10 protein-coding genes and 1 tRNA gene are annotated in these 23,424 nt (G+C 59.4%); 10 read left to right on the forward strand and 1 reads right to left on the reverse strand.

Going from position 1 to position 23,424, the window contains the following annotated elements; genetic code table 11:
- The 9 genes from RWT78_RS04545 to RWT78_RS04585 all read left to right on the forward strand — a co-directional run.
- On the forward strand, window positions 1-2,330 hold a 2,330-nt coding region (locus tag RWT78_RS04545; RefSeq protein WP_399551271.1), incomplete at its 5' end, for an Eco57I restriction-modification methylase domain-containing protein.
- On the forward strand, window positions 2,327-5,776 hold the full coding sequence (locus tag RWT78_RS04550) for an SNF2-related protein (RefSeq protein WP_314674268.1): 3,450 nt from the start codon (window positions 2,327-2,329) through the stop codon (window positions 5,774-5,776). The genes RWT78_RS04545 and RWT78_RS04550, both read left to right, overlap by 4 nt.
- A 478-nt stretch (window positions 5,777-6,254) precedes the next feature.
- The gene (locus tag RWT78_RS04555; RefSeq protein WP_314674270.1) at window positions 6,255-6,686 is read left to right on the forward strand and encodes a hypothetical protein; all 432 of its coding nucleotides are present in this window, start codon (window positions 6,255-6,257) and stop codon (window positions 6,684-6,686) included.
- Window positions 6,687-6,839: 153 nt separating this feature from the next.
- Window positions 6,840-7,940 carry a DUF3320 domain-containing protein gene (locus RWT78_RS04560; protein WP_314674271.1) on the forward strand — a complete coding sequence of 367 codons (1,101 nt, stop codon included), beginning with the start codon at window positions 6,840-6,842 and terminating at the stop codon, window positions 7,938-7,940.
- Between the two features lie 855 nt (window positions 7,941-8,795).
- Complete coding sequence (locus tag RWT78_RS04565) at window positions 8,796-12,536, forward strand: hypothetical protein (RefSeq protein WP_314674273.1); 3,741 nt, start codon at window positions 8,796-8,798, stop codon at window positions 12,534-12,536.
- Window positions 12,537-13,525: 989 nt separating this feature from the next.
- Window positions 13,526-18,730: a hypothetical protein gene (locus tag RWT78_RS04570; protein WP_314674275.1), complete on the forward strand. Its 5,205-nt coding sequence runs from the start codon at window positions 13,526-13,528 to the stop codon at window positions 18,728-18,730.
- Window positions 18,723-19,901 (forward strand): hypothetical protein, encoded by a 1,179-nt coding sequence (locus RWT78_RS04575; protein ID WP_314674279.1) that lies wholly within the window; start codon window positions 18,723-18,725, stop codon window positions 19,899-19,901. Before RWT78_RS04570 ends, RWT78_RS04575 begins: the two co-directional genes overlap by 8 nt.
- Window positions 19,902-20,864: 963 nt before the next feature.
- Window positions 20,865-21,095, forward strand: coding sequence for a hypothetical protein (locus RWT78_RS04580; protein ID WP_314674281.1), 231 nt, complete (start codon window positions 20,865-20,867; stop codon window positions 21,093-21,095).
- A 91-nt stretch (window positions 21,096-21,186) separates the two neighbouring features.
- Entirely contained in the window at window positions 21,187-21,528 is a 342-nt protein-coding gene (locus RWT78_RS04585) for a hypothetical protein (RefSeq protein WP_314674283.1), read from the forward strand.
- A 53-nt stretch (window positions 21,529-21,581) separates the two neighbouring features.
- Here the strand turns inward: RWT78_RS04585 and RWT78_RS04590 are convergent.
- A tRNA-Leu gene (locus RWT78_RS04590) sits at window positions 21,582-21,667 on the reverse strand.
- Between the two features lie 254 nt (window positions 21,668-21,921).
- On the opposite strand from RWT78_RS04590, the gene RWT78_RS04595 reads away from it, so the two are divergent.
- A complete protein-coding gene (locus RWT78_RS04595) occupies window positions 21,922-23,340 on the forward strand; it encodes a DUF3662 and FHA domain-containing protein (protein WP_050656362.1) in 1,419 nt (472 codons plus the stop codon).
- Window positions 23,341-23,424: the final 84 nt, after the last annotated feature.

The raw sequence follows: 23,424 nt of genomic DNA on the forward strand, positions 1-23,424 counted from the left end.
TCGTGCCTGCGCTAACAACACTCTTGGAGATGATCGCGGGCTACCTCGCCAAGGGCGACGCGGCCGCTGCGGCACGGGAGTTCTTCGATTTCCGGGTCGCGGACCTCGCGATGGGCTCAGGTCACTTTCTGGTCGCTGCGGTGGACAAGATCGAGTCCCTCATGCGCACCTTCCTTACAGAGCACACAGTCCCGGGCGTTACCGAGGAACTACTGCGGCTGGCCGCGGTTGCCAAGGAAGCACTCGGCTCCGACGACGTCGCCAAGAGCGAGGTCGACGAGGTCGGACTGCTGCGCCGTCAGGTGGCGCGCCGGTGTATCTACGGCCTCGACATCAACCCGATGGCGGTCGAACTCGCACGCCTCGCCCTCTGGATTCACACCTTCGTACCCGGCCTACCGATGAGCAATCTCGACCACGGCCTGGTCAACGCCAACAGCCTCACCGGCATCGGCACTATCGACGAGGCACTCGACACTCTTCAGCCTGGGCGGAAGCCAGGTGAGATGGGCTTGTTCGACGAGATCCTGATTGACCAACTTGCGTCCGCGAAGACCCTACTGATTGACGTCGCCAACGCGAGCGAAGCAAACAAGGCTGAGGTCGACGAGAGTGCCCGCCTCCTCGCGCAGGCGCGCGAAGCTGCCGATACAGCCCGTCGAATCTTCGATGCGGCCGTCGCAGCGCGAATCGGCTGGATCCAGCCGGGACTTATCCTCGACGAGGAGTCTCTCCAGCGTGTCCTTCAGCAACCGAATGTTGCTCAAGCAGCGGACAAGCTCCGTCCGGCCCACATGCCCTACCTCTTCCCTGAGGTCTTCATGCGAGATTGCTCTGGTTTCGACGTGCTCCTTGGTAACCCTCCATGGGAAAAGCTCCACGTCGAGGAGCACCAATGGTGGGGGCTCCGCCTGCCCGGACTGCGATCCATGCCGACGAAACAGCGGGATGCCACACTGGCGACGTTCCGCGCCAGCCGTCCCGATCTTGAAGAAGAGTACGGAGCCGAGATCGAGCGAGTACGGGCTATGGCTACCGCAGTGTCGTCCGGGCCTTATGCCTGCTTAGGTGCCGCTCATTTGGACCTCTACCAAGCGTTCGCCTGGCGCAATTGGCAACTGCTCCGATCCGGCGGCCGCTCCGCAATCGTCCTTCCGAGAGGTGCACTCTCCGGGTCTGCACTCGCGGCGTGGCGACGGGAAATCCTTGCCCTCGGCTCCTTCGCGGATGTCTGCTTCCTCTTGAACAACCAGCAATGGGTGTTTCCAGAAGTGCACCCGCAGTACACAATAGGCCTCACTGTCATCGAACGGGGCGACGCACATGCTGTCCGTTGGGTCGGACCATTCGCAAACGAGAAGGATTTCCTGTCCGGAGCCCCGGAGTTGGCGGACGTCCCGGGAGATGAGTTCGCTTCGTGGTCAAATACTGCAGCGTTCCCACTGATCCCCGATCCAGTGTCGGCCGAGGTCTTTCGACAAATGAAGCAGAACCCACGTTTCGACGCAGCCCGGGACAGCTGGGGGTTCCGTCCCATCCAAGGCGACATGAACGCGAGCGGCGACCGCAGCGTCATGGAGTTCGACACCGATGCCCCCCGCGATCGGATTCCCGTCGCGACAGGGGCGAGCTACAACCTCTGGAACCCTAATGCTGGAACGCCATTCGCCTACGGCAACCCCAAGGTACTTCGTCCGCATCTCGCCAAGAAGCTTGCTGGCGCCGTAAGAAACTCCCGGTCCGCATACAACGGACTGAGGTTTGCACCGGAGATGCTGCCGATGGACTCGGCACGGATCGCCTTCCGCGACATAGCAAGAGCAACTGACACACGAACCGCGATCCCGTGCCTTCTGCCGCCTGGCACCGCCGCTGTGCACCAGTCACCGATCCTGGTGAGGCGCCAAGGGGACGAGAAGGCCGAAGCCTTCCTGCTTGGCGTTATGTCGAGCACTCCTTTCGACTGGGCCGCTCGGCGCTGGGTTGAGCTGCACCTCACCTTCGAACTGCTCAACGCCCTACCCGTGCCGGTGTATGAGCCTGGCTCGACTGCTGCGAACCGCGTGGTCGTGATTGCGGGACGGCTTGCGGCAGTCGACGACCGATACGCCGACTGGGCAGCCAAGGTTGGCGTCCCAGTCGGATCGGTCAAGACCCAAGCTGAGAAGGACGATTTGATCGCGGAGCTCGACGCTCTCGTCGGCCTTCTCTATGGACTCACAGAGGACCAAGTCGAGCACATCTTCGCAACCTTCCACCGTGGCTGGCACTACGCGACCCGGCTCGACGCAGTACTCACGCACTACAGGAGTTGGAAGGGCAAGGCATGACCCAGCTTCCTGATTTCGCAACCAACCACTCGCTAAGCGATCCCGCGGCGACGGTCGCGGACAAGGTCAACGAGCTTTTCCGGGTTCTGCGGGAGAACAAGGTGACTGCGCCGCCTATCGCTATCGCGACGGCGTACATCAACCCGGCAGGTTTCGCGCTCCTCGCGGATGAACTGGAGACGGCGCCTTGTGTGCGACTTCTACTGGGAGCGGAGCCGGACGCGGAGTCGGTGCGGGCGATCGCTTCCGGTGATTCTGACCAGGATTCGCGGCGTGGCGCTGCGATCCAGCATCACCAAGCGTGGCTCGAAGCTGAGCGGGACACTATGGGGTTCGCTCGAGTGCCGACTGCCCATGCGAAGCGGTTGGTGGAGTGGCTCCGCAATATTGACCCGGACGGCAAGGCGAAGGTCGAGGTGCGGCGATACTGCGGTGGCTTCCTGCACGGTAAGGCGTACCTCGTTGAAGACGGTGCTGCACAGGCAGCCATCGCGGGTTCGTCGAACATGACGTACGCGGGTCTGGCACATAACGCGGAACTCAACCTCGGCACAGGCGGTGGCACCAGCTCGGCAGCGAAGGTTCGCGAATGGTTCGAGCACTTCTGGCAGCTCAGCGACCCCTACGATCTGGCTGAACTTTACGGTCGTCTTTGGGAGCCGCACACACCGTGGTCGATCTACCTGCGCATGCTCTGGGAACTCTACGGCGAACACCTGGATGCCGAAGAGAACCCGAATGTCCGCACCGGCTTGAACCTCACGAGCTTCCAAGCCGACGGCGTTGTTCGCATGGAGCGACTGCTCAATGAGCACGGAGGTGTACTGGTCGCCGATGAGGTTGGCCTGGGTAAGACTTTCCTCGCCGGCGAGGTGATCTACCGGACAGCCAACATCAATCGCCAACGGGTCCTCATCGTCGCACCGGCCGCGCTGAAGTCCTCGATGTGGGAGCCGTTCCTAGTCACCCACGACTTCAGCCGGTGGGTGAAGGTCTACTCGTATGAGGAAGTGCGGAATCGCCTAGACCCCGACAAAGGTCCAATCGACGCATTCCTGCGGGAGATTGAGGACTACTCACTCGTCGTAATCGACGAGGCTCACAACCTGCGTAACTCCGGGGCGCAGCGCTCTGGTGCTGTGGACCGAGTCATCACGGCGGGCAGCCCTAAGAAAGTCGTGTTGTTGACTGCGACGCCCGTCAACAACACGCTGACCGACCTCGAAACGCTTGTCAAATATTTCATCCGCGACGACGCACGCTTCGCGTCGTCGGGAATTCCAAGCATTCGCGAATACATCAAGCAAGCCCAGGCAATCGACCCGGCGAACCTCACACCGGAGCACCTGTTCGACCTTATGGACCAAGTCGCTGTGCGACGTACCCGAAAGTTCGTAAAGGAGCACTACGCCAACGAGCTGATCATCGGGCATGACGGCAAGCCGACTACGATCAAATTCCCCCAGCCGAAGGTGCGACGTATCGACTATGACCTCGACGCGGACGGCCTCACCCTCATTGACGCAATGGTCTACGCGCTCGATGACCCGACCGACCCCCATGCACCTCGTGCGTGGGAGGACCGTAGCCGAGACCCGAAGCGGCTCATGCTCGCTCGCTACCTGTCCAGCATGTACACCATCGACCACGACTTGCAGGAGTATCAGATCACCAATGCAGGCCTGCTTCGGTCTGGCCTGCTGAAGCGGCTGGAATCCAGCCCTCAGGCGCTTCATGCTTCGCTCGAGAAGATGATCGTTTCCCACGAAGCGTTCCTCGAAGCCCTCGGCAAGGGGTACGTCTTCAAGGGCGAGGCGCTCTCCGACTGGGTTTCATCGGACTCCGACGACCTTGAAGACTTTGTGGCTGAGTTTGACAAGGACGACCAGATTGAGTCGGTCGACGGCTACCATCTCGTCGAGCTCCTTGCTGACGTCGAGTGCGACATCGCATTGCTAGGCGAGCTGCGCGACTTCGCGGCGGTGGTGGTCCGAGGGATCGAGCCGAAGGCGAAGAAGCTAATCGAAGAGCTCACCGAGATTGCCAAGACGGCGCAGCGAGTCGACCCGCGGGGCCTTTCTCACGCCGATCGCCGGAAAGTCATTCTGTTCTCTGCCTTCACTGACACGATCATTCCGGTTCACGAAGCAGTGGTGGCGGCTATCAACGCTGCTCCCGCTGGATCACCATTGGCAGATTACAAGGACCGAGTCGCTCCGCCGATTATGGGTTCTTACGCGAAAGCGCATGAGCGTGGCGCCAGCGGCGGCGTCGACCAGGGTGGCCGTGCATCGACAATTGCAGGATTCGCTCCGCAAACCGCTGGCCCTCGTAACGCTGCCGGCGAACCGACGGCGACTGACGAATTCGACATCCTCTTCACCACTGATGTTCTCGCTGAGGGTGTCAACCTTCAGCAGGCCGGCCAGATGATCAACTACGACCTTCCGTGGAACCCCATGCGAATCGTCCAGCGCCACGGCCGAATTGACCGCATCGGATCGAAGCACGACTACATCCAGCTCGGCCTCTTCTTCCCTACTGAACGCCTCGACGCCCTCCTGGAATTGGAGGCTCGACTGGAGACGAAGCTTGCCTTGGCCGACGCTGCCGTAGGGGCGGGCGAAGTGCTCCCGGGGCGCGGCCCCGGCCACGAGGTCAACCTTGCCGATGATCAGGTCATCGACGAGATTGAGAAGCTGCTCGATGCCGGCGGTTCCAGTGCATCGCTCTCAGGCGAGGAATATCGTCGCCGCCTATACAGCGCTTTCAACATGGAACCACTCCTGAAGTCTGATGTCCTTAGCCTCCCCTACGGATCAGGTAGCGGCTTCGTGAACCCGGTTGTGCAGGGCAACGGCTACGTGTTCTGCATCAAGATGGGCGACAGCGCTAAGCCGTGGTTCCGGTACGTCCCTGTCACCGATGACTGGTCCATCAAGTACACCGAAGACGGGTTCCCTATCGTCTCGTCTGACACGTTGATCTCTCTTCGCGTCGCCGACCCGCAGCACACGACTGCGGAGCGACTGCTTCCCGACGAGGTCTATGACAAAGCCTTTGATGCATGGGAGGTCGCACGCAACAGCGCCTACTCCGTCTGGAATGAGCTCACCGATCCCAACGCCTTCCAGCCCGACCTGCCGCTTTCTTTCCGAGATGCCTACTCGCTTGCACTGCGAAAGGGCGGATACCTGGGGAGAGAAACACAGATTGCGCTCGCCAACCGACTCCGCAGCGTGCCGTCGGCGAAGGTGTCTCGCCAGATTCGTGGAGCCCTCAACCAGGGGCGGACCGACGAAGAACGCATCGCGCTCGTAACCGAGGTGCTCGACGAAGCCGGCATCACTGCACCCCCGCCGCGAGAACCGCTCCCAGATATCGAAAAACATGAGGTGCGGCTAGTGACCTGGTTGGCGGTCCAGGGAACCCGAGGCTTGCAGTAGCCTGCTGAACTGCCTTCACAAATTACTGACAACAGCATGCCGGGGGCGCTTGCAACACACCCAAGCCCTTTACAGAACCGCCCCAATCGATCGAGCAGTCCAGCGTGAACGTTTGAATGCGAACACAACGGATGCGGGAAAACGACATGCGCCTGACCGACTGAGATCCTCGGCGTCAAAGGACCACACTCTATCGACACCTGAAATAGTCTCAGGATCCGCATCATGGGTCTATTCGATGTCGGCGCTTTCCGATCGATCAAAAACGTGCATTCGTCTGGTTTTCCGTCAGCACCGTTTCGATCATGAGGTTTCGGTCGACAATTCGCCGCGGCCGAAAGTTGGTCAGGCAATTAGTGCACAAGAACGCTCGATCGCACCCGCCGTCCGGTCCGGCGACTGAAACCTGTCGGACGTTTCTGCTTAAGTGAAGGTCCCCATAAACTCCGCTGTAACTAGCGACCTGAAGAAGAGACCTATGAACTCGTTGAAGATCTTCGCTACTGTCTCGGCCACCGGTGCGCTTCTCTTCGCGTCGGGTTGTTCGTCCGATTCCTCCGATGGAGCGACTTCCTCCGCTGAAGCTACGACGCCCGCAAGTGTGTGTTCACAAATCGAAGACGCCGGCATCGGCAAGAACTGCGCACCAGGAAGCACCACGGGGCTCGCAGTGGCAGCAACCGGAGCCTACGATTTCGACCTCCCCTCGGTACCCGGAAAAAGCGGAACCGTCATGATCTTCGACAATGCCGATCTCTACCGCAAAACAGTACAAAGCTATTCAGATGCCGCTTTTCTGGCCGGACCACACCGCTACGGTTCGGAAAGTGCGTTGATCTTCGTGCAGATCAACGAAGGACTCTCATCGAGCGATGGACAGAAGGTCAAGGACATCTTCGATTCCCTGTAGCTCTACTTAGCGCAGTAAATATGTGAGAATACGAACCATTCCGAGCGCACACCTCTGCCCGGTTCATCCGCTCTGTGTACGTCGTCGACGTGATCGACTGGTGGGTGTAGCCGCACGGACGAACGCGGGCAACCTGATGACGATAGGAAACGCATGGACAATCGCGCGGCGATCCAAAAGGGTCTTGACCACCTCGCCTCTCGACTCGATCCCTACTTTGCGGCCGCGCTGGCAGACGAGCTCGGAGGCCTTCCGTGGACGGCGGTGTTGACCGAACTTGATCGAGCGAAGGGATATACCCCGCGTCAGCACTCCACCGGCGATCTTCAGGCGCAACTGCGCATGCTGACCGAAAGGCTCGGCAAGCTCGGATTCCCTTTCGACGACCCGACCCGGACGGTGTCCGTTCTCGGTGGCGAATTACGCATCGTTCGTAATCGCTGGGCACACAATGACGACTTCTCGTCGCTCGATGTGTGGCGCGCCCTCGACTTCGTCGTGCGCCTGCTCAGTCACCTCGGCGATCAGGAAGGCACATCCATAACCGAAATTCTGCGTTCCGACGCACTCTCCCGCGTGGTGGCCGAGTCCGGAATCGCAGAGACCGCCGCGAGCTCGACCGAAAATGAAGACGGTGGCGAACACATCGAACCAGACAAGACTGTTCTCGAGCGTGACCACGCCGAAACCCCCACCATCGGCGAGAAGCGACTCGAATTCGAACAGTGGGTAGTTGTTCCCGTCGGCGACATCACCGTTCTCGATGCACTACCCAAAAAGATTGCAAAGGAAGCGGTTCGCGCTGTTGCTGCCGAAATCGTGGAATACGAGGGCCCGATCCAGCTCGATCGACTGGCAAGCCTCACGGCGCAGTCGTTCGGGGTGTCTCGACTACACGACGCACGCTCCCGAAAACTCATTTACCAGATCAAGATGCTCGATTGCGAAGTCGACTCCGAAAAATTTGTCTGGCCAGCACACATCGATCGAGCTGCATGGACAGAGTTTCGTCCAAATTCAAGTTCTATCAATCGACCTTTCGTCGAGGTCAGTCCCGTGGAGATCGCCAATGCCGCGCGGTTCCTCCTTCGCGGAGGTCCGATGGGGATCGACCAGTTGGAAACCTCCGTCCTTCAGACGTTCGGGCGGAAACGACGAACCAAGATGATCAAAGACCATCTACAAAAATCGTTGAAACACGCACAATCTCTTGGCATCCTCAAGACAGTAGACCACCAATACATTGGTGGTTAGGGTTCCGCGAAGAACATGCCATCGCCCATACCTCTCTGGATAAATGATGGAGATCCTTCACATTTGTAGCCGCCACGACGAGTTCTCAACCAAGTCCACTACCCTATGAAAGCTTGACACGAATACATATCGACTCTGTCGGTGGTCGTCCATACCCCTTTTCTGCGTCACCTATTGGGATTATCGACGATAACCCCCTCATCGAGAATATTTTTGGACCGTTCCCACTGGAGACTGGAGCCCGCGGGCTATTTGTGAGTAACAACTAGACAGCGGAAGGCGGCACTCATGAGCAAGGCTTGATGCGAGAGCCGCCGGCATAAGCGCGCCAGACGGATGCAACTAGCCTCACTGGGTGCCAGCGATCAATGGACTTAATGACAGCCGGGAAGCGATCGGAGATCAGTGATGACGCCAAGCGCGGGCGCCGCATTGCCTGATGTGGATTTCCACCTGATACGGCCCTACGGCTCGCCGGCATCGCGAGCTGACGCGTTCGAGGAGCTGGCGTCGATCCTCATTCGAGATGGTTTAGTCGAGTGGCCCGTTGGCGCGGTCTTCCACAGGTTCGGTAATCCTGACGGTGGACGCGAGGGCAAGGGGGTCCTGCCGAACGGCGATGTGTGGGCCTGGCAGGTCAAGTATCTGTTCAAGTTCGACAAGGACGAGATCGCTCAGGTCAAGGATTCAGTTCTCCGTGCCCTCGACCGCGAGCCTGCTCTGAAGCGGTACTACGTGGCGTTGCCGTATGACCTGCCCGCGGGTGACATCTCGGGTGAGATGCCGAGGAAGTCAGCCCACACCAAGTGGACCGAGAAGAAAGCAGAGTGGGAGGGCCTCGCAGCTGCTCGCGGCATGAAGGTCGACTTCATTTACCTGGGTGCGCATGAGCTCGTCAGCGAGCTGACGAAGCCCAATCATGCAGGCCGGATGCGGTACTGGTTCAACGCTTCAGTCCTGTCCCCGGACAGCCTGAAGCAGCGGCTCGACGACGTTGTTGCCAAGGCCGGACGCCGATATAGCCCTAACGTCCATGTCGAGGTCGAGCCCGTCCAGGCTCTGGAGGGACTTGGACGTACAGACGGGTACGTCCGGAAGGTCCAGGCCGCGTTAGCCGGCGTCCGGAAAGCGCAAGGTGATAGCTGGTACGCACCTAAAGGTGACGAGGACGTGTTCAAGGACTGCATCGCGTCCTGCATCGCAGCCTTGGACAAAGTCGAGTCCGCTCTACTGGGATTCCTGGCCGCAGTGAGAACTACCGGTCCACTGCCTGAGATCGGAGACGAACTCGGTGCGATTGAGACTCACCTCGACGTGGTTCACGGACTGCTGCGGGAGCACCATCTTAAGGACGGCCGGTACTACTCCGATAGAGCTGGATCCCTCTATGGCACGGTGAGGAAGGCCAGAGAAGCATTGTGGGAGGTGCGCTTGCTGTTGATGTCTCCTGAGACTGAGGCGGCCAGGGCTGGTCGTCTACTGATGACCGGCCGTGCTGGTGTCGGGAAGACACACCTGTTCTGCGACGTCGCGAGTCGACGAATCTCTGCGGGCCTGCCAACACTTGTCGCGCTCGGTCAGGACTTTGACTCGAACAAGCTTCTTCCGCAAATCGGAGAGCTCGTCCAGCTCGATGGAAGTCTCGAGGATGTCCTAGCAGTACTCGACGCGGCTGGCGAGGCATCCGGCCACTTCGCGATGTTGATGCTGGATGCTGTCAACGAAGGGACAAATGCCGAACGGTGGGTCGACGAACTTCGTGTCTTGGAGGGCGCTGTCAAGCGGCACCCGAACGTCGTGCTCGCAATCTCATGTCGTTCCGAGTTCGTCAAACACGTGGTGGGTGACGCGGACGGATTCCCGACGGTTGAACATCCCGGGTTCGCCGAGGCCACCAGCGAAGCCGTCGAGCGGTACACGCGCGAATACAAACTCGAACGACTGACGTTCCCGGTTCTGAACCCGGAGTATGGCAACCCGCTGTTTCTCAAACTTGCGTGCGAAGCCCTCACTACATTGGGGTCGACTCGCTTCACACTGGGTACGGCAGGTTTGACCACCGTATGCAACGCGTTCATGGAGGCAGTCAACAAGCGTCTTGCCGCTCCGACGCGCTGCGATTACGACGAAGCAACGGACCTCGTACAGATGGCCGTGCGTGAACTCGCGGCCCTGGGCCCTGGACCGTACAAGCGCACTGATGCACAACGAATCACGGAATCACTGCTTCCCGGCCGTACGTGGTCCAAGAGCCTCCTGCTCGGTCTTCAGCGGGAGGGCGTCCTGATGGGTACCTACAACAACCACTTCGCCTTTAGCTACCAACGCCTCGGGGACGTTCTGCGTGCGATTCTTTTGGCTGAGCGTTCTGCCACGGATCTGTCCGCATGGTATGCCTCAATCGGGGATGACCGTTGGGAGGAACGCGGCACTTTCGGCGCGCTCGCAGTCATCGCTCCGGAAAAGCTCGGAATCGAGGTCATCGACCTGTTCATAGACAACGAGAATCGTGCAGACCACGAAATAATCGACGCATTTGTGGAGAGTCTCGCACTGCGAGCGCCACAGCACACGACAGACCGCACGGTTCGTTTAGTCGAGCAACTCGTTGAGCGCTATGAGTGGACAAACGAGGTCTGGGGAAAGCTCATTCGGGTCGCATGCGTCCCTGGGCATGCGGTCAACGCGGAGTTGACTCATAAGCTGCTGTCGTCGAAGCCGTTGCCCGAGCGGGACGCGACTTGGTCTGAATGGCTAATCAGGTCTAGTGCCCACGGGAGTGAAAACGCGGTGGAGATGCTGCTCGACTGGGGCTGGCATCCCTGCAAGACCACACGTGATACTTCACCGCTGCTGCCGGACGTCGCCCGCTTGGCGACACTCATTTTGGGGTGGATGCTGAGCACACCAGACCGGAATGTTCGTGACCGCACGACCAAGGCGCTCGTTAGCGTGGGTGAGCGTGGACCGGAAGGTTTCGCGTCCGCGGTCAGGCAGTTCCGCGGGTGCGATGATCCGTACGTAGTTGAACGGCTCACCGCAGCCGTATGCGCTGTCGCGCTTCGTTCATCCGATCCTGTGGTGGTCTGCCAGGTTGCAGATGCTGCGGTCGAGCTTGTCGCCGACGGTTTCCCCGTGCATCTCCTCACCCGCGACTACCTGCGGCGCACGTCCGCAGTCGCACGTGAATACGGCTGGAGCGGACCGGATTGGTTGCCTCCGTACGGCGCCGAGTGGCCAGTGGATGCACTGTCTCTGGAAACAATCGAGTCGATGGCCAATGCACCCGACTACAAGTACGCATCAATCTGGAACTCCCTGAGCGGAATGCTCGGCGACTTCGGCCGGTACATCCTCGAACCTGCCTTGGAGCATTTCGACCACCCCGACCACAAGAAGCTTCGTACGCTCGCAGACCGGGCCATCTTCACCCGTGTTGCGAACCTCGGCTGGACACCCGAACGGTTCGAGCATCTCGAGGGTGGTCGACGCCGCGGCAGACGCGACGGACCGGTCGAGCGCTACGGCAAGAAATACCAGTGGATTGGCCTCCACGAGGTCCTCGGGCGTATCACCGACCAATACAAGCTCCAGGAGCGATGGAGCGAAAACGACCCGTTCCCGTACGAATATGCCGAACAACTCGTCTATAGAGACATCGACCCAACAGTTCTGACCCCGGGTGGTCTCAAAGATCCCAGTGACGAAACACGCGTCTGGTTCATACCGGTCCCCGCAACATTTCCCACCGAAGTTGTAGACGACTACCCCCATGACCTCCAAGGCGTGCCCGACCCACTCGACCTCATCTCCCTGGTCGCACCCGACGGCACCAAGTGGCTCTCACTAATTCGGCACGGTAACTGGACCCAGGTGCTTCCACCAGAGATCGAGGCACTGAAGGCTCCCAACCTTAATGTTTGGATCCAGATCCGCGGATACCTGGTGCCCGTCGACAAGACAGATGCACTCCGGGCCTGGGCAGTAGGGAAGGATTGGGACGGCCGCTGGATGTCGGAGAACTCCGACGTGCACAGCCGATTACTCGCAGCACACCCCGGGTGCCCGGACTGGGACTGTGCTGATGGGAATGCTGAGCCGCGCAGCGTCGGCGTTGCGAAAGAGGTACCCACAGATATGTATCAGCCCATCGCCTGGTACGGCGGAACTGGCACCTCACGTGAGAGCGCCGGGACCGAGGAACCTACTGGTTATGTCCCCAGCCGGATGGTGTTTGACCTGCTCGACCTACGCCGTGGGAACGACTTCCATTGGGACGGCGCCGATGGGCTAGCAGTCTTTGATCCAACCGCCGGCATGGATGAGGCGTCGACGCTAGTGATGCGGCGCGACTTGACCGACCGGCTGGCAAAGGCGGGCTACAACCTCTTCTGGACGGTTCTGCTGAACAAGCAACGACACGACCACAACAACTATGATCGGCCCGGACCGAACGTCAGGTGGCTGAGCGCCAGCGCGTCGTACTTAGCTGCCGGCGAAAAAGTCGAGTGTGTGTCTGCGAACGCATGGAGACGTTGCCCCTACGGTGAGGGGGATCCGGAACCGGTCGAATGGAATGTCCGTCGCACTGGTTGAAACCTGGCGATTCTTCACACTGACCGAAGAATGCTTGTCGCAAGGGACGGTTAGCAGACGTAGCCAGGCTGCAAAAGAGCCACTTGCCATCGCCCTCTCCAACGGCAGTGCCGTTTAGCGATCATCGAGTTGCCTTTGACTCGAGAGTTGCTTCGCGCATCGAGGTAGTGCGCCCAGCCGCGGCCAACATAGTCGGCCCACCGACTGGCAGCGTGGATATGCCACACGAACAGGTCCGCCACTAGTCGGTGCAGGTATATCTTCGGTGAGAATACGAGATCGGAGTTACGGCTGATCCTGATCGGAATGCCGAGTTCGGCGCTCGCCCCATCAGCGAGCATCGCCGGGCCGGGAAACAAGAACGGTGGAGCCGTTTTTGTAGTCAGAGGACGGGTAAGAGTGTTTCTACCGGTTCGAAGACCTCCAACGGGACGAAAACCACCGATTCGGTAAATAGTGTGTCAACCAGAGACCCCCACGAAGTAATCTACCCTTTGTCCCACAATGGCCGAAGTGTCCGCAATAGTGGGACTACCAGTTTCGGTATCGCGACTGTACACAGGGGAGGAGCGTGTCCGTTGACTGCGCAACCACGGATCGTATTGCAGGACCCGATACTCCGGAGGCGGCTGTCTGCTATTCCGGAAACGTCATGGCACATCGCATGCCAAACGTATTGGGAGCTTTCACCAAATGAAATGCCTACCAAATCGGTCCGCGATGACGTACGCCAACGGATCCGCTGGGTACGAACGCCGAACAGGCGATCTGTGGGTCAGCTACCCGGGATGCTCTTGCCCTTCGTGAAGGTAGCGGCCGATCACCTTGCGAAGGAAGGGCTCCTCAGCGACGCCGGAATCCCTGACAGTCCAGAAGGCTGGAGAGACTTTCTGGACTGTACAGCGAAACATCTTGGTCCTGACTACGTGAAGTTCTGCCATCTGATCGCCCCGCCCGACCTGAATTGGACCTTTCCCGAACTATCGGAAGTGACTGAGACTGTGACATGCGACGAGGACCACTTCGAGGGAGACACGAGATTGGTCCTTCTGGGCGATTCAGCAGAGTCGAAGTCGAGTGTCGCAGGCGCCGGAACCAAAGCCACCAGCGAGCAATTGACCGCCATCCTCGATCAATTACGTTCGACCGCCTCAGACATAATCCAAGCCTTCGAGGCGGCGTCCGCCGATATCGACGATGCTCAGCTGATCGACTCGGATCTCGCGAACCTCATCGAATCGTGGAATGACACTCTGACTCTATTCGCCTGTGGATTGCACGGGGACGTGCAGTTCACCAGCGGTGGCCTCGACGTTTTGGAAGCCGAAGTTGATCGAGTGAGAGAGGAGGAGGAGTCGAATGCAGAACATCGTGAGTTGCTCGAGGAACTGAACGTGAAGCTGACCCAGTTCGAAGACAAACGCGATGACGAGTTGTACGACTCGGACGAGGGCTATCGGGGGTTCGTTGATCGACGGATCGCAGATTTAACTCACGAAATCGACGAGGTGACGTATGCGCATAAAGTTGGAGGAGTTGAAGTCGATGGACAATCGGAGTTCGACTATTCAGCCGACAACGCTGACAGTGATAGTCCCGCTACCGAATCCGCCGCAGCCCCTGCAATTTCCGTCGACGCCGACGATGAGTCTGATGACGCCAACGACCTCGATCCGGATTCCTCTGACTCTGCCGAATCAAATCCAGTCAGCGCCCCCGGCGTACCTCCCGAAATTGACCGCAATGAAGTCGCCGATGCGACTCCAGAAGTCACCAGCAGCGGCGCCGCTGCTACTCCTCACGGAGCCGTTGAGGACGAGGTAGAGGAGAGTGAAAATTCCGCCCCTGCCTCGCACGAAGTCCCCCTGCCCACGCAGTCCGCCGCCGCTGAGCTCACCCCAGCCGAAGACGATCACAGGGTTAGCGTCGACCACCGTGACGTACTAATCGAAGCGGACCTGGCTGTCCTGATCGGCCGTAACCAATGGGCTTCGGCGAGCGCGGTCGCCGCTGCTTCCGACCTCGAGGATGAAGTAATCCGAGCGCTCGACTTCTGTTCCGAAGCGTTCTCTCTGTCGATTGTCAGCACCGATCCGTACGAGATGCTGGGACGCAACGCCGCGTCCATCGTAGAAACATTGCAGGCGCCAGGGACCGACGCGGTGTTGCTGACGGTTGTCGGTGTTCTGCGTACCTGTTTGCAGTTCGGGCGCGAGCAGTACTGGCAGCTGACAGAAGAGTCATTGGAAGTACTTCCCGGACAGTGGCGCGAAGCTGGACGGGCGCTACGCGACGCAGTCGCCGATGGTTATCAACATCGTTGGGAGAACAAGACTGTCCAGAATTCGACGGTTCCGCCAGCCGTGATGAAGCGTGAATCTGAGAATCTTCGAGTTACCCTTCCCAAGCGCAACAACAAGTTTCAACGTGCCAGCAATGTTTTGCGGTACATGATGAATCCCGGAGGTGACCTCGCATGTGCCCTCGATGCTGTGGCCGCATGGGCCGACGGAGACAGCGACATCGACAAACTCCGCACATGTCGGCTGATTCTGAACGATCCCCGAAAGCTGATCGATCGAAATGATGGCGCTCTTTACGGTGGAAAGCAGAAGAAGGCTCCGATTGTTTCCAAAGCCTACGAGAACCTTGCCGGCCGGATCGGTGAAGTTGCGCAACTTCTGGACCGAACGATCGCCGTCGCAGAGTCAACGACGAAACAGGCTCATAAGATCGGGCCACATGTGGAGGACATGCGCGATGTTGTCCACAATCTTCCGCAGGTTGAACTCGACGGCGGACTGGGAACTGCCGTTCTCGAGCGGTTCCGCACCTGGCTTGTTTCCGGCGAAGGACCTACCGCAGATGTGGTACAAACCTTCGATCAATTGAAATTCGTCTCTTCCCTGCCCGCTGTATCCGCAATTCGTGACGAGCACTTCAATCTTCCTGTCAAAAGCCCGATCTCCGGGTACATGATGACGCGCGAGTTACTGGAGCCTCGTTCGGAGAATGACCTGTTCCAGGCATATCTCGAACGCGGAAACCTGATCGCTGCAGGAGAGGTTCGCAGCGACACCGACAGCATGCTGGCACTGCGAACCGCTCAACGAGATTGGCGTGACCGGATCAAGACGCAGACAGTGGGATTGCAATCTGATCTGTTGCGGATGCAAACGCACACTCAGGTCGACCCAGTGGACCGTGCCCGAATCGAGGGCCGAATCACCGGCCTGTCAACAGTCCTCGACGATCGGTTCGATGTCGCATCCAACAGGGCACTGACGATCGCCGACGAACTGGACACCTTGTGGGATGTAGGCCGAATGCACTTGCTCGACAGCCTCAACGAGCTCAATCTGACGCTCGGCATCGCTCCTGACGATGGAGAGCGGATTCGGACCCTGGTCGACCAGAACGACTTCATCACCGCCCGCGAATTCATGTCAATCATCTCCAACGACAGCGGACGTTCATTGCCTCCGGCGGAAGACAGCGGACTGACTGAACTGTTGGGATTCCATGCGCTACTGGAGTCGTGGGACCGCACCTCGACCAATGCACTCGAAATCACGCAGAAACGTCTCGGCAGCGCACTATCGGATCCGACAGTGACCGCGCTGAAATCATGGAATCAAGGGCAACGAACTCGAAAACCCTCCGAATGGATACGACTACTACCGAGCATTCTCCAACTACTCGGGTTGGACAAGGATCCTCAAATTCCCGTCGCAGACAAGACGAACCGCAATCAGAACCGTGTGGGCAAGTTCCTCGTCAAGGCAACTCCGAACGGAGGCTCGTACGTAGCCGCTCTCGGCAGCAGTACCCGGCGCAAAGGGTATGCCGTCTATGTCTTACCGGCGGAGAACTCCGTTGAATCTGTATTCGACATGATCCCGACCGGTGAGCGCCGTGATGCGTCCCTGATGTTGTACCCCGGGGTCCTGAGTTGGGACGACAGAAAGAAGATCCGCGCAGCCGCCGAGAAGAAGAAAGTCACAGCGCTCGTCATCGACACGCCCACTATGGTTTACATGGCGATGGAGGGCAACAACAAGTTCACTTCCCTTCAACGAATCTCGCTGCCGTTCTCGATCTTTCCGCACTGGGCTCCACGAGTTGCGGGTGACGTGCCGGATGAATTGTTCGTCGGCCGCGTCGAAGAGATCGATCAGATCATCTCCCTGAACGGAAGTATCTTCGTCTACGGTGGTCGCCAACTCGGAAAATCCGCTCTGCTGCACCGCATCGAGCGGGACTTCAACCGCATCGAGAACCACCTCGCGATCTACATTGACTTCAAGGTCGAGCGAATCGGCGAAGAGAACCAACCCGAGCATCTGTGGACAGTCCTGCGCAATCGTCTTCAAGATGAAGAGATCATCCCGACCTCCAACAGTTCGACTAAACCGGACGCGATCGGGAAGAAGATCCGCGAATGGCTGGACGCCGATCCGCACCGCAGGATTCTGCTGTTGTGCGACGAGACTGATGCGTTCCTCCAGAACGAGGCTCGGGAACGAATGGTCGAGAATCGGTCGGCATCATTTCCGAATCTGGCAGCACTCAAGGGCATGATGGACGAGACTCATCGCCGCTTCAAACCTGTCTTCGCCGGTCTGCATCAAGTGCAGCGCATCGCAGATACCCCCAATTCGCCTCTCGCGCACGGTGGTGAAGACATTCTGGTCGGTCCGCTGAATACCCAGGAAGCGTGGGAACTCGTCGTTCGTCCCTTCAAGGCGCTCGGCTACCAGTTCGAGTCTCTGGATCTGGTGTGGCGACTGCTTGCTTTCACCAACGATCATGCAGGACTGGTGCAGATCGTGTGCGACGAGTTGTACAAATATCTGCGTTCGCACAGGGTTCTCGCATCAGAGCCCCCGTACATCGTTCGGACCGCGGATGTCGATCATGTCATCACCAGCAAAAATGTTCGAGACTTCATCGCAGAACGATTCCGACTGACCATCCAGCTCGAAGATCGCTATTTCGTCGTTTCGATGGTCATCGCGCTACTCGGCCTCGACAACGGTTTCGAGAATCGCTACTCACAGGGCGAGATCCTCGAACACTGCCGCGTGTACTGGTCCGGTGGGTTCGAGTCGTTGAGCGAAGACGAACTGTCTGTCTATCTGGACGAGATGGTAGGTCTGGGAGTGTTGGTCCGCGGAAACGACAGGCATTACGGCATGCGTTCACCCAATGTGGTTCACATGCTCGGGGACCGGGACACCATCGAAAATCAGTTGCTGGAAGGACGATTTGAGCTCCCACTTCAGTACAACGCCAGGGTTTCTCGTCGCAGGGTGAGCGCGTCACGCGGTAGCGAGAAGTACAGTCCCCTTACCGAGCATGAACTTTCGAGGGTGATGCCCAAGCGCACCGGTATCGGCCGCGACCAGTACACATTCGCGATCATCGGTAGCGCAGCACTGGGCATCGGATCCGTACAAGCTCTGCTAACTTCCTGCGCGGAAGGCTACGAGTACGGCCTGGACCTGATCTCGGCCGAAGAATCCAAAGAACTGGTACGCGCAGCGGCAGGGACAATCGCGAAACGTCCCTTGGTCGTGTGCAACGCCACCGATGCCCCCGAGCATCTGGAGGAAATTGTCGAAAGGATCGGTGCCGCACAAAAAGCCAACATCGGCCGGCGCGGCGTCCTACTAGGCAGCTTCGGCGCTTCGGTCAGCCGCGAACTCGCTGCGCTCGGTGTCGAGGTTGTGCCGCTCCAACTGTGGACGGTCGAAACAGTGCGCGCGACCATAGACAGTCCCATTACCAATCCAGCACAGAGAGAAGAATTTGTGCGAGTTAGCGGCGGCTGGCCCTCACTGTGTGAGCGCTACCTTGACGAAATCCGAATGGGCACAGCAGTTTCCGATGCGATCATAGAGGCATCGAAGTTCCCTGCCAACAGCGACGAAGCCAGCACCTTCCTCTCTGACGCCGGAGTGGTCGATGCCGCTGACCTCACGCTACTCACCGCGTGGGCGGACATCGCCGAGGTCGGCGATGTCATCGACCTGCACACTCTCGTCGAATTGCTCGCGACCAGCGTCGACAATATGTCCGACGTCATCGGCCGATTCAGCGTGCTCTCCATCGTCGCCGAGCGCTCCGAAGGGATTGTTCTCAACGATGTCGTCCACCGGTCGTTGAAGGCGATCGAGGTGGCCGATGCGTAACAACGACCGGTCGCTGTCAGACCTTCCGGGAGTTCGCCGGTTCTGCGCAAGGGTCGACCGCGCAGTCGACGACGGACGCAGCGTACTGATCGCCGTTCCGGATTCATCTGTAGAGTCGGGCCTGGCGGAGCAGCTCCGCCATGGGCTCGTTGCTTCCGGCTGTGTTCACCAGTCACTCGATGTCGAGACTCTACGCGACCACAACGACTCGATTCCGGACGCAGTCGCAGTCGCGGCCGACTTCCTCGAACCATTGCAGAACGGCGACCGCGTCAACCGTTGGCAGGCATACTTGCACCATGACGATGCCCGCGGCAAGTCAGTTCTCGTGGCAGCGTGGGACGTCGACCTCTCTGACGACGTCCGCTACTGGCTCCGACTGGTTCACGGATCGTCGATGGATCCTCACGATCGTCCCACGTTTGTCTTCCTCGTCCGTGAATCGGACGTCGATATCGAGCTGTTGGAGAAGGAACACGCACCGCACCTGGCAGTCCTGTGGTGGTGGGGAGTTGTCGGATTACTCGATTCGGAACTGTGTGTCGATCTCGAACTCGCAGACCAGGAGGTCACTCCGCTGCGCCGTGCAATGCTCTCGGAGACCATCGGGTGGGAGATCGATCTCGTGCCTGACTGCGCCAGAGCGTGGGGTTCGTCCGACGTCCCGTCCATCCTCGCGAAGACGATCTCGGAGCAGGCTGAAGGGAGAACGTTCTCCCTCGACGACAAAGAGTTGTATGCACTCGAACGTGCCCACGCCGTCGACAGGCCGGCGCACCAACTCCGGAAGGCATGGAACGAAGGGAAGGTGAACGCATGGAATGGCCGCATCCATGTGAGTACTCGCTACGAGAAATTCGATCGAGTTGTTGATCGTCGATTCTGGAACGCTCAGGCGCGAATCCTTATGCCACAGTTCGAACTTCGACGCCAATTTCTGGCCAAACGGTTCGAGAAAATCTCTACCTCACACGAAGTCGCCAAAACCACCAAATTTTCCGATCTCCTCGAGCTAGGCCCCATGCTCAATGCACACACCTGGGGTCGGGTCGATTTCGGCAGGGAAGACGGGGCCCTACTCAGAACACTGGTGGCCGCGCGCAACAAGATCGCGCACCATACGAGTCTTGATGACGATGTCTACGCCGAGATCGCGAAAATCTGTAAATAACAGTCGTACGAATGGAAAAGCGGTGAGCGGCCACCTCGGGCCCTGCTCCCGGGCGGAATCCGATCATATTGATGGCCCGACCGGACCCTCCCTCAGAACTGCCACCGCCTTACGGCTCTGAGACGACATCCTGATGCAGTCGGAATACCGAGCGTTGTATAAGAGTTCGTCAAAGGCGGCGGGGAACCCACCGATCCGACATGATCAGGGTCCTCGTCGACTACGACCTTGCCAACTGGCAGACATACTGGCGCCCGCACCGACGCCCCGCAGAAACTCCGATAGCGACGACCACCGCATCGGACCCAGCCGATCCCCATACTGTACGAATTCGGTACCGCCGCACATGAGTCGCCAGTCAACGAAAGGTCAACGTGAAAGCGGAAAAATGACACTAGAAAAAGGCGATGTCGTCGAGGTCTTGGCACAGGACCCCCTGTACCAACTGTCCGCCTCGGACCAAGACGGATTTCACACCGGGATGCTGTACTGGCTGCTCAGCACACCCCTGAATGCGGGGAACTATTCGGCGGAAATTTCCAGCTCCTTTTATGGATGTATCGTCGAACGGGACTGGCTCGGCTTGGACCTCTACATGAACGAGGACATGGAGGAGTCTGAAGCTCGGTATCGTCAATACGCTACACACCATTTCGAACCTGGACAGGTTCGAGAAGCTCGGACGTGTCCGTTACCTGACGCATCATATGGTGATTTCGCTGATCCACCCCGCCAAGGAACTCCCGCAGCAGTGGCGGCACGTCCCCTACGACGAACTCCTCCATCCTCTCCAGATCGCGCTCTCGATTCGAAAGAGCCCCTTTTCAAGCAAAGGATGCCAATCTCATTTCGTAAATAGATACGTTTTGGCCAATTCCGAGAAGTTTGGGCCAGGAAAGTCAGACCCTGCCGTTGGGTTCGGAAAGGCACTTCTCGCAAGTGGGCAACAGATCGGAGCGAGCGATGACGAGAACTTCGTGGCCGGGCGCCAGGCCTGACGTGGCCGCGCCGAACGTGGTGCCCAGAGCCAGCGAGTTGTTCGATCAGCCTGCCGCGATGGACGATTCGGAATCTACCAGTCGATACAGGGCCTTCGTTCACGCGAAAATTCGCGCGCAGTACTCGCTCGACTTGAGAATCGACTCAGATCCGTTGGCCAAGCACTTCGTGCCGAACCACCCCGCCATGGGGTGAATGTCCGTTATCTTCCTCGATAGTGGTTGCAATCTCCCCGCTGCTCGACGTCCCGTGCAGGGATGCTGTCAACACGAAAGGGAGCACATCTGTGAATGGACTCGAAACACCTACTCGTTTGTCCCGGACCACCGCGGCCCTCGGTGTCGGCGCGCTCGCTGCCGCGATCACCTTCGGCAGCCCAGTTGGTACTGCATCAGCCGATAGTCCAGTCGTCGACTTCGGCAGTATCTCGTTCTCGGTGACCAACGGTCCCGACAACACCATCTACGACATCAACGCCATCATCAATCTCCCACCCGGCACACTGCCGCCAGGGATGATGAACCCTCAGATCACTGCGCCCGCCGCGGCCACTCAACCAGTCGGCAACCCGTTTGCGGGCACCGCATTGGACTTCGTTCTGAGCTTCATTCAGGCTGCGGCCAGATAGCCGACAACAAAAAACGAGGCCACCAACTCTTGTGAGTTCGTGGCCTCGTCTTGTGGTGGGCGAAGGGGGACTTGAACCCCCACGTCCCGAAGGACACTGGCACCTGAAGCCAGCGCGTCTGCCATTCCGCCACTCGCCCGAGCAACGCCGAAACATTATCACGACAAACTTTGAAAGTTCTATTCGTGCAGCTCAGGGCACGAATCGATGAACACCGAGCACCCGAAAGCCCAGAACCGATACCATGCTGAAACAGCGGCCAGGTACTGCCGAAGCGACATTTGACAGTACCGTGGAACCTGTACAGCAGTTTGGACGACACGCGACAAGGCGGTGCCGGCGCTACTTGCCGAGCATTTTGCCGTCGTAGATGCGAGGCGAGAGGAGGGCCCGATGGGCATCGTGCAGCGTTTCGAACGAAAGCTCCAAGGAGCTGTCGGCGACGCATTCGCGCGGGTCTTCGGTGGTGGTGTTGTGCCGCAGGAAGTAGAGGCGGCGCTCCAGCAGGAGGCACGTGACCGCGTCGAGCACCTCGGCGGCGGAATCCTTCTCGCCCCCAACAACTACGTGATCACCATCAACAACTCCGATCACGAAGAGTTGGCAGCTGATCGCGAACTGACGACCAAAGCTTTCAGCCGACACCTGCAGGATTTCATCCGCGATCAGGGTTGGCAGACGTACGGCGACATCTCGGTCACTTTCGAGCCTTCGCCTACGCTCCACACCGGTCAGTTCCGCACCCGCGGAACCGTCGACCCGGATGGTGACGCCGAGCAGGCATCACCGCCGTCGCATGTTCCGCAGGTTTCGTCGCGGCCTCCACAACGGCCGCCTCAGCGACCCGCACCGATTGTTCCCCCTGTTTCCAATCCAGTCCCGTCACAACCAGGAGCCGGCCCCATGACGCAGAACTCAGGCTACGAACCAAGCCGCGAACCGGCGGGTCGCCAGCCCGAACCGCAGCAGCCGGCACGGAACGGGTACTCCCACGACGACGGCGGTTATGCCGCTCCGCAGGGCCAGGAAGCGCCTTACCAGAACGGTTACGACCGCGGCGACGGTTACCGCACGGGCGACGACCAGCAGGGCTACAACCAGCAGCAGGGTGGCTACGACCAGCAGGCGTACCCGAACCAGCAGCAGCCGTACGAGCAGGCCGGTTACGACCAGCAGGGGTATGACCAGCAGGGCGGCGGCTACGACCAGCAGGGTTACCAGCAGCAGCCGTACGACCAGCAGGGCTACGGCCAGCAGGCGTACCAGGGTGGGTACGACCAGCAGGGCTACCAGCAGGGCGGCTACGACCAGCAGGGCTACCAGCAGCCGTACAACGGCCAGTCCTACGATCAGCCGGGCTACGACCAGCAGAGCTACCAGCAGGGCGGTTACGACCAGCAGGCGTACACACAGCAGCCGTACGAGCAGGGTGGCTACGAGCAGGGCGGCAACTTCGAGCAGACGCAGGCCTACCCGCAGCAGGGCTACGCCCAGCCGCAGGGCGGTTACGCACCGACAGCCCAGAGCCTGACGGCAACCCTGCAGCTCGAGGACGGCAGCGGACGCCACTTCCAGCTTCGCGACGGCAGCAATGTCATCGGCCGCGGCCAGGAAGCTCAGTTCCGCCTCCCGGACACCGGCGTCTCACGTCGCCACATCGACATCCGTTGGGACGGCCGCACCGCGATGCTGTCCGATTTGGGATCCACGAACGGCACCACCGTCAACGGAGCACCGGTCCAGGACTGGCAGCTGGCAGACGGCGACATCATTCGTGCAGGTCACTCGGAGATTCTGGTTCGCATTCTCTGAGCTGAGAAACGGACGCCAGGATTTTTCCGATAACAATCGAACATTCGGCGGTCCGTCGGCGCGCCGCCGTCACGCGGCTGTCAG

Origin of the sequence: uncultured Rhodococcus sp. (assembly GCF_963525155.1) — a bacterium.
In the GTDB taxonomy this organism is placed as follows: Bacteria; Actinomycetota; Actinomycetes; order Mycobacteriales; family Mycobacteriaceae; genus Rhodococcus_F; species Rhodococcus_F qingshengii.

Coding starts and splice junctions, on each gene's coding strand:
- RWT78_RS04555 (WP_314674270.1), top strand. CDS start 6,255: ATGAACTCGTTGAAGATCTTCGCTACTGTCTCGGCCACCGGTGCGCTT.
- RWT78_RS04575 (WP_314674279.1), top strand. CDS start 18,723: ATGCGTAACAACGACCGGTCGCTGTCAGACCTTCCGGGAGTTCGCCGG.
- RWT78_RS04550 (WP_314674268.1), top strand. CDS start 2,327: ATGACCCAGCTTCCTGATTTCGCAACCAACCACTCGCTAAGCGATCCC.
- RWT78_RS04595 (WP_050656362.1), top strand. CDS start 21,922: ATGGGCATCGTGCAGCGTTTCGAACGAAAGCTCCAAGGAGCTGTCGGC.
- RWT78_RS04560 (WP_314674271.1), top strand. CDS start 6,840: ATGGACAATCGCGCGGCGATCCAAAAGGGTCTTGACCACCTCGCCTCT.
- RWT78_RS04580 (WP_314674281.1), top strand. CDS start 20,865: ATGACGAGAACTTCGTGGCCGGGCGCCAGGCCTGACGTGGCCGCGCCG.
- RWT78_RS04565 (WP_314674273.1), top strand. CDS start 8,796: ATGAAGGTCGACTTCATTTACCTGGGTGCGCATGAGCTCGTCAGCGAG.